The following is a 13,091-nucleotide window of genomic DNA, read 5'->3' on the forward strand; positions in this document are numbered from 1 at the left end:
TCATGACATGGAAATTAGCACTGATTAATGTGAAGAAAAGATGGCAAGATTATGCGGTCTTAATGATGGGACTAGTTGTTTCAGTTGCCATATTTTATATGTTTCAAACATTATCGTTGAATACAACATTTCTACAAGAAGCGATTCCAACTGTATCTATTGTAGGGTTTATTTTCCAAATCGGTTCTGTTATGTTGGGATTATTGACGATTGTCTATATTTTTTATGCCAATTCATTTTTATTATCGATGCGTAAAAAAGAATACGGTATGTACATGATGTTTGGTGCTAAAAAGAGCAAAATCAAACAAATGATGACGATTGAAACACTATCAATAGGTGGTTTAGCGTTACTAATTGGTATTTTTGTAGGTGCAGGTTTTGCTGCCATTATGAGTCGTGTATTAATGAAAATGCTTGAATTAAAAACGAACGCCTATTCAGCTTTTTCTATTAAAGCTATTTTACTAACAATTGTATTCTTTACTATTTTGTTTATCTTTACAGCTATTGTAAATAATTCTAAATTCTCTAAGACCAAATTATTGCAATTGTTAAATGAAGAAGGGACAAGCGAAAAATATCGCCCTAATAAATTTAAAATTATTGGGTTAACGTTATTATCCGTGATCTTATTGGGCATTGGTTATTGGGTAATTATGAACCTTGCGAAAATAGGTCAAATGGGATTAGTGATTGCAATGTTAACAATCACTTTTGGAACGTTTGCCTTTTATCAAGCTCTTTTCCCATTAGCAGTTAACTTGTTAAAAAATTCAAATGTTGCACAGAAAAAATTACGTATTTTTACTCTATCGCAATTAAGTTTTAAGGCGAATAGTATCAGTCGAGTATTAGCAATGATTACTATGATGCTGGCTTTATCTTTAGGTGCTATTACGGTTGGATTTGGTTTCAATAATGAAAAGGAATCCTCGGTTAATTTTTATCCTTATGATGTAGTAAGTAATAATCCAACGCCAGAATTAATAAAAGAGATTAATAGTCTACCGGGTGTAGATGAAAAAGTGATTTACCATATTAAGGAAGTTGGAGATAATACCTATTACTTATATGACGAATTAAAAGCACATCCAATGTTAGTTGACGAAAGTAAAGTCGATAATCATACCATTCAGTTGAATGATTCTTCTGCTGTCACATGGGTGCCCTACACGAATATTGAACAGGGTGGTGTATACACTTATGATAACGTAAGTGATAATCTGTTGATGAATGCTTTTGAAAATTTAGATAATCCTTATAAGAGTTTCACGGTTAATCCTGTTTATCATGTCTTATCTCAGGCAGATTTTGATCAAGTAGATGCCCCGGTATTAGATAAACATGTCGTTCGTCTATCTAGTTTTAAAGACGGACTTTCACAATTAAAAGCTATTAACAATTTAGAGGTAGAACGTTCAGACGTAGAATCATTTAATACTTCTAGTAAATATAACCTTTATAGTATGATGAGCGGCATGATGAGTGGCTTCATGTTTATGGGTGCCTTCTTAGGTGTTGCCTTCTTAGCAATGCTTGCAAGCTGCTTGATGTTCAAAATTTTATCTGGCGCACACGCTGATAAAGTGAGATATGAAATGTTAAATAAAATGGGGGTACGTAAGAGTTTGTTAATTAAATCCATGGTACAAGAAATTGGCGTTCTTTTCATCGTCCCTGGTTTACTTGGAACGGCGCATGTGTTATTTGGTTTACAAATGTTTAAAGATTTATTAACAGATCCCTATGCAAATTTATGGTTACCGTTTGTATTATTTGCAGTAGTTTATGTTATCTATTATCTCTTTACGGTTGTTTTATATAAAAATATCGTTTTAAAAGATAAACACTAAGACAAAAAAAAGAGCCTGTAAAGAAAAAACACTTTACAAGCTCTTTTTTTAGTGCTAAACTATCCAATGTAATAAATTGATGGAGGTGACATAATAATGGCAGTTAAAATTCGTTTAAAACGTATGGGTTCTAAAAGAAACCCATTTTATCGTATTGTAGTAGCAGATTCTCGTTCTCCACGTGATGGACGTTTCATCGAGGTAGTAGGAACTTACGCTCCAACTAAAAACCCTGCTGAAGTAACAATCAAAGAAGACTTAGTTTTAGATTGGTTATCAAAAGGTGCACAACCTTCAGATACAGTTCGTAACATCCTTTCTAAAGAAGGCGTTATGAAAAAACATCACGAAGCTAAATTCGAGAAAAAATAAGGTGGCGTAAATTATGACAGATGTGAAAGAGTTGGTATTAACCATCATTCGTCCGTTAGTCAGTCATCCTGAAGATATCTCATTAACGATTGAAGAGTCAGATGAGTTTATGGAATATAATTTGAAGGTACATTCAGATGATATCGGTCGAATTATCGGCAAACAAGGTCGTGTTGCAAAAGCAATTCGTACGATTGTTTATTCAGTAAGAACCAATGGCCCTAAAAAGATTCGTTTAAATATTTTAGATTAAGAGAAAGCTTGGCTTTCTCTTTTTTTGTATATAAAAAACAGCGAAAATTCGCTGTTTAGTTGGCATTATTTTGTTAACATTTTTTTCAATATTTCTGATAAGAAGTCACCTGAACCACTAGCTTCTTCACCACTATTTTGTAAACTTGATGGAATTTCAGGCATTTCTGGTAAATCGCTATTCTGAGCTGACGCAGCGCCACCACCCAATAAGTCTTTTAATGAGCCAAAAATATCTACTGAACTATCTGTTGAGACATTAGATTGTGTAACATCAGCTTTTTCACTAAATAGGTCTGTTAAATTACCAAAAATATCGTGATCAGCTGTTTCATTTTTTTGAGCAAATAAGTCAGTTAGTTGTCCGAAAATATCACCAAATTCAGAGCGGTTTTCTTCGACCTGTGTTTGGGCTTCCTCAGCTTTTCCTTCATTCATTAAGTTAAACACTGTTTTTAATAAATCTTCAATATTCATTTTTATGACACTCCCTCATCTTTTTATACTTTATTTATATCATTAAGCAAATAAAATAGCCAAAAAGAGGGCTTACATTTGGAAATTTCTCTTGATTAAGGGATGTTATTTATTCTGGGATAATTTCTATCTGTTTGGCATATATCTATTAAAAGTGAAAGGTAATAAAATTATTTTTTAGTTTGTTATTGCATCCAAGCAAAAAATTAGGTAACGTAGTAAGGGGATGTTTTTATTTTTATTATTAGGGGGATTATTATGGGAAGTTATTTGGAGCCAATTAAAATGGCTATTTTGGCATTTCCGATTATAGCCATTGTATTAAGTTTGCCGATTTTTTTATTTCAGTACTATAGAAATGGCACTTTTTTAAGATGGAATGCATTAGTCATCTATAGTTTTATTTTATATATGATCACAGCGTATTTTCTAGTGATTTTACCATTACCAGATCGTGATGAAGTCGCAAAGTTGACCATACCAAGATACAATATTAAACCATTTCAAGTAGTAATGGAATTTATCAAACACACAAGTCTTGATATCAAAAATCCGTCAACTTACTTACCAGCATTAAAAGAATCTGTTGTTATTCAACCAGTCTTTAATATATTTTTGACGATTCCATTTGGTACTTACATGCGCTATATATTTAAGAAAAGTTTAAAAACAACTGTATTATTATCGTTCTGCTTTTCTTTATTTTTTGAATTGACACAATTGACGGGGTTATATGGTTATTACCCAAGGAGTTATCGATTATTCGATGTAGATGATTTGTTTTTGAACACATTAGGAGGCATAATAGGGTATTATTTAACCCCATTAATCAGCAGATTATTCCCACGTCACGATACGTTGCAAAATAAAATCAAAACCAACGCAAAAAAAGTGACCTATGTGAAACGTACAGTGACATTTATAACTGACTGGATATTATTTAGTGTGCTTCTATCAATAGTTGAAATGTTATTTTTTAAAGGTCATTCTAGTTACTTTTCAGGTATTCTAGTCTTTATCCTTTACTATTATATTGTGCCCGCCTATATTTTTGACGGCCAAACAATTGCCAAAAAAATTACGTGGATAAAAATGGTGAATGAAGATGGTAGTAGAATCACTCGCAGGTCATTAATGATTAGACAAGCGTTATTTGGTGTTAACTGCTATATTATTATCATTTTATTAGGAAACGCTCTAGAAGCAACTGGCACAGTTCCGGATGAGCAATTAGATATTGCGTTATATACGGTCTTTATTATTGCTGGATATGCACTTATTTTTATCTTACATATTTTGTATAATATTGTTATTAAAGATAATGAGTTAGCCTATGAAGAATTCGCTAAAACAACACAAATAAGTATTAAATAAAAAAATCTTGGCAGATTTTCCTGCTAAGATTTTTTTTTTGAAAAATACCCTTTTCTTATGATATGATAGTTAGGTACCGAATTAATTTGTTTATTAGTATAATTGATTCGAATAGAAGGGAAGAAGTATATGAAGAAAAAATCAACATCCTTAACGTTGACGGTCTTGTTGTTTGGTACGTTTATTGCATTTTTAAATCAAACATTAATGAATGTTGCGTTACCAAGCATTATGAACGACTTTGGGATTGATGCCACTCAAGGTCAATGGTTAACAAATGGCTATTTATTAATTAACGGGATCATGGTTCCAACGACAGCTTATTTAATTGATCGTTTTAAAACAAGAAATCTATATTTAACCATTATGACGATATTTGCCTTAGGGACGTTAATCTGTGGAATTTCTGATAATTTTACGATGTTAATTATTGGAAGAATGTTACAAGCTAGTGGGGGAGGAATTGTTGGTCCCTTATTAACGGTCATTGTGATGCGTATATATCCAATGGAGCACCGTGGGACTGCCATGGGATTCATTGGATTAGCCATGAACTTCGCTCCAGCTATTGGGCCTACGCTATCAGGTTGGATTGTCCAATCATTTTCATGGAGATATTTATTCTATTTAATATTCCCATTAGTTATTTTAAATATTCTATTAGCAGCAGTCTTTTTACCTAATGTTGGTGAGCAAAAAAATATTAGCCTTCATAAGCCAAGTATTATTTTATCTTCATTAGGATTGGGTTCATTACTATTAGGATTTAGTAATGCTGGTGGTAACTCTTGGTTAAGTTTAAATGTTGCAGGTTATATTTTAGCTGGTGTTATTATTTTAATTTTATTTGTAAGAATGCAATTAAAAATTAAAGAACCTGTGTTGAATTTAAATGTCTTTAAACAAAAAATGTTTAGACTATCAACGATTGCCAACTTCTTCATCATTATGGGATTATATGGTGGTATGCTATTGTTACCTTTATTCTTACAAAATGTTAAAGGGGTTATGCCTCTAAAATCTGGAATGGTCTTATTACCTGGAGCTTTATCAATGGCCATTTTATCGCCAATTACAGGTAATCTATTTGATAAATACGGATATAAATTATTGAGTAATATTGGGTTGAGTGTCTTAGCAATTGGAACGTTACCGTTTATGTTTTTCAAACCAGATGCAAGTCTTGTAGTGATTGCAATATGTCAAATGATTAGAAACATTGGGATAGCGATGGTATCCATGCCTATTCAAACAGAAGCAATGAACTCACTACCAGAAAACTTATTAAGTCATGGGAATGCCATGTATAATACCATTCGACAAGTAGCCGGTTCGATTGGGACAGCAGTCTTAATTACGATTATGTCAAATGCGAGTGCAACATATGCAAGCAATCACATTGATGTGACACAGCAAACATCACTATTATTCGGTATTCATACAGCCTATACAGTGACCTTTGTATTAACTATTATTGCTTTAATATTATTAGCATTTATAAAAGTCCCAAAAAATAATAAATAATGGATGATTAACAGATCTGAACTATCAGGTCTGTTTTTTTATGTCTTTAGACCCAGTTGAGCTCGCGTAGCGTGCGAAACAAAAAACCACCTGCTATGCGGGTGGAATGGCAAACGGTTATACAAAAAATCTCTTCTTTTACATTACAATATAGGTGTTCAGGCCATATTGAAAATGAAAGGAAGAGATTAGATTGGCAAATAAAACAAATAGTTTATCTCACACAAAATGGATGTGTAAATATCATATTGTCTTTACTCCAAAGTATAGAAGAAAAATCATTTATAATCAATATCGAGAAAGCTTAATTGAAATCTTTCGGAGATTATGCAGCTATAAAGGAGTAGAAATAATTGAAGGACATTTGATGCCAGATCATGTTCATATCTTGGTAAGTATTCCACCAAAACTTAGCGTGTCACAATTTATGGGATATTTAAAAGGGAAAAGTGCCTTAATGATGTTTGATAAGCACGCAAATTTAAAATATAAATTTGGAAATCGACACTTTTGGTCAGAAGGATATTATGTAAGTACAGTAGGTTTAAATGAAGCCACCATAAAAAAATATATTCAAGAGCAAGAAAAACACGATATGGTGATAGATAAATTGACAACCCGAGAATATAATGACCCTTTTAAGGGTTAGAAAGTGATACACACACCTCTGAAGAGGTGGCGAAAGTGGCAAAACCAATGTGGCTTGAACAAAGTGAAAAGCCAGCGCCTTGAGACGCTGGCTAGTAGTAGAGGCTTATAGCCTCAGTGCAAACCACCCGTTTGACGGGTGGTTATGATTAAATTCAAAAAATAGACACTGTTTTTAGTAATGTTGTATAATTTGATATATATATAAAGTGTTATATATCTATTCATGTAATGCTTAATATAGTTAACATAATATTATTATGTTAACTATATTAAGTATATGGTTGAATAATGATGGGGGAGAAGTCATGGGTAATCTTGTATTAGCATTTATAATTGGTCATTTATTAGCAGATTTTCCGTTTCAAAAAAACCAACTGAAATTAACAAATAAACAGATGGCAGGGCATATTTTTATCCATTTTTGTGTTTATATTGTTTTAGGGGTGGCTTATTTATTATATTTACCAGAAGTTACATCAGACATTGTTTTAAAATTAGTCTATGTTATCTTGTTGATTTGTTTTGTTCATTGGATAGTCGATATAGGGAAAGAACATGTGATTGATTTGATTGATGAAAAAGAAGAAGATCTTCATTTAGAAATGATCTATCAAGTATGTATTTTCTTATTGGATCAACTTACGCATATGACGATTATTGTAGGTGCTATAAGTTTTGTCTTTAAAGAAAATTTCCATATTTTCCAACAATTGGACATGCTGTTAAGTGGTATTTTATCATTAGAATTTAGTTCTCAAGTATTATTAACGATTATCGTTGTATTATTAAGTATTTTTGTTATTGGGAATTTAAATAAATTAATTTTAGGTTATTTTGAACCTGATAGAGAAATAGTGGAAAAAGTTGAGATTGAAGAAACTCGTTCATTAGGAAATATTTCTGAAGTTGAACGAGTGACGACAAATCGAGTGTTTACAGTTGAAGAATTTCCTACAAAGTCAGGTTTATGGATTGGTGGATTTGAACGAAGTATTATTATGATGTGTTGTTTTGCCAATAATTTGATTGCAGTAGCTATTTTTGCTTGTTTTAAAATGTTAGCACGCTTTAAACAATTCGAAGATAAATCATATGGCGATTACTATTTATTAGGTAATTTAGTCAGTTTTTCATGTGCTATCTTACTGGGTTACTTTTTAAAATTTGTTTGGGGATTTGAACTTAACTTTTAATAAAAAATAAGAGGAGCACATTCAAGTGCACCTCTTATTTTTTTAGAATCCATTATTATCAGAGACTTGTTTAAACCAACGACCGCTGTTTTTAATTGAGCGTTCCCAGTTTTTATCTAAATTAACAGAGATAAAACCATATCTGTTCTTATAAGCATTAGTCCATGACCAATTATCCATACAAGTCCACATATGATAGCCTAAACAGTTAGTACCTTCTTCAATAGCTTGATGAACGTATTTCAAGTGTTCTGAAACAAATTCAATTCTATAATCATCTTCAATGATACCCTCAGCATTACGGAATTTTTCTTCGCCCTCAACACCCATTCCATTTTCTGAAATAAAACATGGAATATTACCATAGTTTTCTCTGACATTTGTTAAAATATCATAAATCCCTTTTTCATAAATTTCCCAACCTCGGTGTGGGTTCATTTTACGTCCAGGCATTTCGTAATTATCAAAGTAGTCTTCAGGCATTGGACCATGTTCATGGTTAATAGGTGTTTCTTTTGCTTTGACACGACGTGGTTGATAATAATTAATCCCTAGTAAGTCGATGGTGTTGTGTTGAATAATCTCCAAATCACCCTCTTTAATCTCAGGCATCATGTCAAGTTCTTTGACGATGTCGACTAGTTCGGTAGGGAATGTCCCTTTAACAGAAGGGTCTAAGAATGAACGATTGAACATGGCATCGGCAATGATAGAAGCCTTCACATCTTCAGGATTATTCTCATCTCGTGGATAACTTGGTGTCAAATTCAAAATAATCCCGATTTGACCGTCTAATTTTAGTTCATGATAAACTTTAACTGCCATCGCACTCGCTAGCATTTCATGATAACCTACTTGAATGGCATGTTTTAAGTTGATTTCGTTTGGATAATGGAACTGGTAAAGATAACCTGCTTCAACCGGAACAATCGGCTCATTATGCGTAAACCATTTTTTTACACGGTCTCCAAATAGTTCAAAACAAGTCTGAGCGTAAACAACATACGCCTCAACTGTTTCACGATTTAACCAGCCACCTTTTTCTTGGAAGGGCATCGGCATATCAAAATGATATAAGTTCATAAACGGTTCAATGCCATTAGCTATCATTTCATTAATTAAATCATTGTAATAGTCAACTGCGGCTTGATTGACTTCACCAACCCCATTTGGAATCAAACGACTCCATTGGATAGAGTGGCGGTACGAGTTATGCCCGGTTTCTTTCATTAATTGAATATCTTCTTTATACGTTTGATAAAAACGTGACGCATTATCGGGACCGACATTGTTAAAGAATTTTTCTGGTTCAATGTCATACCAGTAGTCCATAACGTTTTGTCCTTTACCATCACCTTCGAATTTACCTTCTGTTTGTGGGCCACTAGCAGCAGAACCCCACCAAAAATTATCGGGAAATTGATATTTCACCATGAAAACGCCTCCTAAAATTATTATGTTTTAATGATAACACAATATAATACAAATGACTATACATTAATCAAAAAGATGCTATAATTATATTGAGAAAGAAAAGGCTTACTTAATTAGTTTATGATATAATACATGAGAATGAAAATGGGGGAGAAGTAGAATGACAAAATATGAATATATTGCTGATGTTATCCGAAAACGTATTTTATCTGGTGAATATCCTGAAAACACCTTAATTCCTAATCAAATTGAATTAGTAGAAGAATTTAACGTTAGTCGTATGACAATCAAAAAAGCCATTAATATCTTAATGATGGAAGGACTTGTCTATAGTCAACGAGGCTTAGGAACAACTGTTTTAAACAATCAGTTACCTGAAAGAAGTGCCACATTGGCAACTGATTATTCTGGTTTAACAAAAGGATTAGAAGGAAAAGAAATACAGAGTAATGTCATTAAATTTGATGTGACATTTCCTAATGAACTGACCCAGGAAAAGTTAAAAATCTCATCACATCATCCGGTTTATGAAATTATTCGATTAAGAATCGTTGATGAAGAGCCTTATGCTTTAGAACATACCTTGATGCCGGTTGATCTAGTACCAGGGTTAACGAAAGAGATTGCTTCGCACTCAATCTATTCTTATTTAGAGCAGATTGGGATAGAATTTGCTGGGGCCCATCGTAATATCCATGCAGATAAATCTAATGAATTGGACCACCAATATTTAGAGTGTGCCATCACAGATCCCGTATTGGAAGTAGAACAAGTTGTTTACTTAAAAAATTCACGTCCAATCGAGTTTTCTAGAAGTAGAAATCGTTATGATAAAAAGAGCTATACAGTACTAGATGTCATGTAGGAGGGATTAGATGAAAGTTGTAGAAGGGTTTATGCCATTTAAAGGTCTTAAAACATACTACAGAATAATTGGAGAAAAAAGAGAAGGAAAAGCACCGCTAATATTGATTCATGGGGGACCAGGTTCAAGCCATAATTATTTTGAATTACTCGATTCACTAGCTGAAGAGGGGCATCAATTAATTATGTATGACCAAATAGGTTGTGGCCAATCACCTGCTAAGGGACGAGTAGATTTATTTAATCTTTCAACATGGAAAGAAGAACTTATTGCATTACGTCAACACTTGAAACTTGATGATGTTCATCTGTTAGGTCAATCTTGGGGTGGTATGTTGGTAATTGCATATCTTATTGATGAAAAACCAGAAGGCGTTAGAAGTGCAATTTTTTCAAGCACTTTGTCTTCAGCCAATCTATGGAAACAAGAGCAAGAAAGAATGATTCGCTTAATGACGGAAGAGAACCAAATGTATTTACTAAATGAGAAACCAACAGATCCTAAGACATTAAAAGCTTATCAAAAAGCGGAAGACTTATACATGTTAACACATGCTTCAGGTCCCATCAATGACACATCACCTGAGCCATTAAGAAGGCCCAAACATTCAGGGAAAGAAGCGTATATCACAGCATGGGGACCTAATGAATTTTCACCAAAAGGTAATTTAAAGGATTTTGATTATACAGAGAAATTAAAGTTGATTACTGTTCCGGTCTTAATCACAAGTGGAGTAGATGACTTATCAACGCCTTTGATTAACAAAACAATGTATGATCACCTCTCAGATGCTAAGTGGGAGTTATTCGCTCATAGTCGTCATATGCCATTTTCTGATGAAACGAAAAAGTATCAGAAGTTATTAAATGAGTGGTTATTAACCCACTAAAAAACATGACATCCATAGTGGATGTCATGTTTTTTAGTGATAACGATTAGCAAATGATTGCCAATCAATTTGTCTAGCTTCACACCATGTTTTTAGTGGATCCATGAGTACGATGTCTGAAGAAGTTAAGCTTGTAACAGTATCAGCACTTAAAAGTGTCATTAACGTTTGAATGGTATTTTTCCAACGTTCAACCTCTGCAATCGTCTCATCAACCCCTTCATTTAAAACCAAATGTAAGAAGTGGCCAGATAATCCAACCGCTTTAGCACCTAAGGCTAAAGATTTAACAATATCATAAGGATTTCTGATACCCCTGATGCAATGAGGTTAATATCTTGATGAATAGCGTAACCTTCTAGTAATGAAATAGCTGTAGACTGTCCCCAATCTTCAGCAAATGCGAACTCTTGGTGTTCACGTCGTGCATTCTCTATTTTTAAGAAATTAGTACCACCGTTACCACTGACATCAATTGTTTTAACGCCTGCTTGGGATAGACGTTGAATGGTCTCTTTACTCATACCAAAGCCAACTTCTTTTACAATAACAGGAACGCCGATTGTTTGAACAGTCTTTTCAATATTATTTAACCATGTGTCAAATATACGTTCTCCTTCAGGCATTACTAATTCTTGTGGCGCATTAACGTGAATTTGTAATGCGTCAGCTTTCAGGATGTCGACGGCTCTTTGATAATTTTCAATCGGATGTTCTGGTCCTAAGTTGGCAAAGATTTTACCATTAGGATTTGTTTGACGAATAATTTCAAAACTAGGAGCTGTTTCAGGATGCTTAATGCCTGCACTAACCGATCCAGAAGCTATTGCAAGCCCTGTTTCTCTAGCGACAGTTGCTAAATCTTGATTAATTTTATATGTTTTATCGCTACCACCAGTCATACCATTAATAAAGAAAGGAAAAGGGAAATCCATATCAGCAAACCGAGTGGCTAGACTAACATTTTCCTTATTGACTGTTGGAAATGAATGATGAACAAATTTAATCGCATCAAAATGATCAGCTCGACGTTCGTGATAGAAAGCTTCTGCTAATTCTACATGTTCATCTTTACGATTAGTGTGTTGTGTCATGGTAATCATCCTTTCTGATTAAACTTGTTTTACGTAATCATAATGTACCAAAAGCGGAAGTGGTGTGATATTTTTTCCTAACCATTCAGTAAATAATGGTGTATAAGTTGGTCGTTTTTCAATAATGACAATGCCACAATCGCCACCACCAGCACCGGATGATTTTGCAGCGCCACCGTATTCTTCAGCAATTTCGCACATTTCAAAAAGAGTTGATGTTTCAATCTGAATACCACTACTTTTTCCTAGTTGTTGTAGTAATTGGCGATTTTGTTTGATACCGGTTTGGATTGTTTTAATCTCTTGCTCTTTAAATCCTTCTAACATCTTTTCAACAACCGTTTTGCTTTCTGCTAAAAAGTGCGTGTAACACTCTCGAATTTCAGCTTTCTCATCGTTAATTAAGTCAACCAAATGAGTCGTAGAAGCAGGTGTACCCGTCCAACCAATTAATAATTCTAGGTTATTAGGCACTTGTAAGGGTTCGATATTTAATAAAGGCCAGTCCATTTCTAAAAGTTCGGATAAACTGTGCTCGCTAATCTTATTCATTAGCCATTCTCGGTCAAAGCATGAGTAAGCAATCCATCCGCCAAAAGAACTTGCAGCTAAATCTCCAAATGAACCGTTACTATTGATTGCTAAGTGCGTAATAGCTGCTAGTTTATATAAGGTTTCAGAAGTGAAGGGCACATGATAAAATTTTAATAACGCCTTGATTGTTGCAACGGTTACCGCTCCACTTGAGCCTAAACCATATTTACGTCCATCGTGGTTATCTAAATCACTTTCTATTTCTAAATTAAAGAAGTGTAGTGGTTTATTCAATTCAGATAAATATTTTTCTGTTGTCGTTACAGCTTCAACGACATAGGCAAACGGATTTTCACGTTGGTCCATGAAAAATTTTCCTTGTTTACGCGTCCAAGGGATAGGGAACCCATTCGTTAAGCTTGAACGAATCGTCCCCAAATTATTCGTTTGCGTTAATTTTACAGTGATATATTGATTAAGCGCGACTAAAATAGCGGGATGACCAGGTTCTAGTACGGCATATTCACCGGCAATATATAGTTTGCCAGGTGCGCTAGCTTTTATCATGTGATTCTT

Annotated in this window: 12 protein-coding genes and 1 pseudogene; 9 read left to right on the plus strand and 4 right to left on the minus strand. The window is 33.7% G+C overall.

Features of this window, described 5'->3' with window-relative positions; translation table 11 throughout:
* Positions 1 to 2 precede the first annotated feature (2 nt).
* The 3 genes from E4Z98_RS04715 to E4Z98_RS04725 all read left to right on the plus strand — a co-directional run bounded on the left by E4Z98_RS04715 (position 3) and on the right by E4Z98_RS04725 (position 2,481).
* Positions 3 to 1,856 (plus strand): FtsX-like permease family protein, encoded by a 1,854-nt coding sequence (locus E4Z98_RS04715; protein WP_135254744.1) that lies wholly within the window; start codon positions 3 to 5, stop codon positions 1,854 to 1,856.
* A 96-nt stretch (positions 1,857 to 1,952) separates the two neighbouring features.
* Positions 1,953 to 2,228, plus strand: coding sequence for a 30S ribosomal protein S16 (gene rpsP / locus E4Z98_RS04720; RefSeq protein ID WP_135254743.1), 276 nt, complete (start codon positions 1,953 to 1,955; stop codon positions 2,226 to 2,228).
* Between the two features lie 13 nt (positions 2,229 to 2,241).
* The gene (locus tag E4Z98_RS04725) at positions 2,242 to 2,481 is read left to right on the plus strand and encodes a KH domain-containing protein (protein WP_167790936.1); all 240 of its coding nucleotides are present in this window, start codon (positions 2,242 to 2,244) and stop codon (positions 2,479 to 2,481) included.
* 65 nt (positions 2,482 to 2,546) lie between these two features.
* Here the strand turns inward: E4Z98_RS04725 and E4Z98_RS04730 are convergent, their stop codons facing one another.
* Positions 2,547 to 2,957, minus strand: a complete 411-nt coding sequence (locus E4Z98_RS04730) for a hypothetical protein (RefSeq protein WP_135254742.1) — start codon at positions 2,955 to 2,957, stop codon at positions 2,547 to 2,549.
* A 258-nt stretch (positions 2,958 to 3,215) separates the two neighbouring features.
* On the opposite strand from E4Z98_RS04730, the gene E4Z98_RS04735 reads away from it, so the two are divergent.
* The 4 genes from E4Z98_RS04735 to E4Z98_RS04750 all read left to right on the plus strand — a co-directional run bounded on the left by E4Z98_RS04735 (position 3,216) and on the right by E4Z98_RS04750 (position 7,699).
* A complete protein-coding gene (locus E4Z98_RS04735; protein ID WP_135254741.1) occupies positions 3,216 to 4,331 on the plus strand; it encodes a VanZ family protein in 1,116 nt (371 codons plus the stop codon).
* A gap of 129 nt (positions 4,332 to 4,460) precedes the next feature.
* Positions 4,461 to 5,855, plus strand: a complete 1,395-nt coding sequence (locus E4Z98_RS04740) for an MDR family MFS transporter (protein ID WP_135254740.1) — start codon at positions 4,461 to 4,463, stop codon at positions 5,853 to 5,855.
* Positions 5,856 to 6,087: 232 nt separating this feature from the next.
* Positions 6,088 to 6,504, plus strand: a complete 417-nt coding sequence (gene tnpA, locus E4Z98_RS04745; protein WP_241856745.1) for an IS200/IS605 family transposase — start codon at positions 6,088 to 6,090, stop codon at positions 6,502 to 6,504.
* A 307-nt stretch (positions 6,505 to 6,811) separates the two neighbouring features.
* Positions 6,812 to 7,699 (plus strand): DUF3307 domain-containing protein, encoded by an 888-nt coding sequence (locus E4Z98_RS04750; RefSeq protein ID WP_167790935.1) that lies wholly within the window; start codon positions 6,812 to 6,814, stop codon positions 7,697 to 7,699.
* A 42-nt stretch (positions 7,700 to 7,741) separates the two neighbouring features.
* Here the strand turns inward: E4Z98_RS04750 and E4Z98_RS04755 are convergent, their stop codons facing one another.
* Positions 7,742 to 9,133: a glycoside hydrolase family 1 protein gene (locus E4Z98_RS04755; protein ID WP_135254737.1), complete on the minus strand. Its 1,392-nt coding sequence runs from the start codon at positions 9,131 to 9,133 to the stop codon at positions 7,742 to 7,744.
* A gap of 160 nt (positions 9,134 to 9,293) precedes the next feature.
* On the opposite strand from E4Z98_RS04755, the gene E4Z98_RS04760 reads away from it, so the two are divergent.
* Complete coding sequence (locus E4Z98_RS04760; RefSeq protein ID WP_135254736.1) at positions 9,294 to 9,998, plus strand: GntR family transcriptional regulator; 705 nt, start codon at positions 9,294 to 9,296, stop codon at positions 9,996 to 9,998.
* A 10-nt stretch (positions 9,999 to 10,008) separates the two neighbouring features.
* Positions 10,009 to 10,887 carry a proline iminopeptidase gene (gene pepI, locus E4Z98_RS04765; RefSeq protein WP_135254735.1) on the plus strand — a complete coding sequence of 293 codons (879 nt, stop codon included), beginning with the start codon at positions 10,009 to 10,011 and terminating at the stop codon, positions 10,885 to 10,887.
* A gap of 33 nt (positions 10,888 to 10,920) precedes the next feature.
* Here pepI and fni read toward each other — a convergent pair.
* Together fni and E4Z98_RS04775 are read right to left on the minus strand one after the other, a co-directional pair.
* Positions 10,921 to 11,981: pseudogene (gene fni / locus E4Z98_RS04770) on the minus strand (type 2 isopentenyl-diphosphate Delta-isomerase).
* Between the two features lie 18 nt (positions 11,982 to 11,999).
* Complete coding sequence (locus E4Z98_RS04775) at positions 12,000 to 13,082, minus strand: phosphomevalonate kinase (RefSeq protein ID WP_135254733.1); 1,083 nt, start codon at positions 13,080 to 13,082, stop codon at positions 12,000 to 12,002.
* Between the last annotated feature and the right edge of the window lie 9 nt (positions 13,083 to 13,091).

The sequence above is a fragment of the Vagococcus xieshaowenii genome (assembly GCF_004792515.1).
Classification (GTDB): domain Bacteria; phylum Bacillota; class Bacilli; order Lactobacillales; family Vagococcaceae; genus Vagococcus_A; species Vagococcus_A xieshaowenii.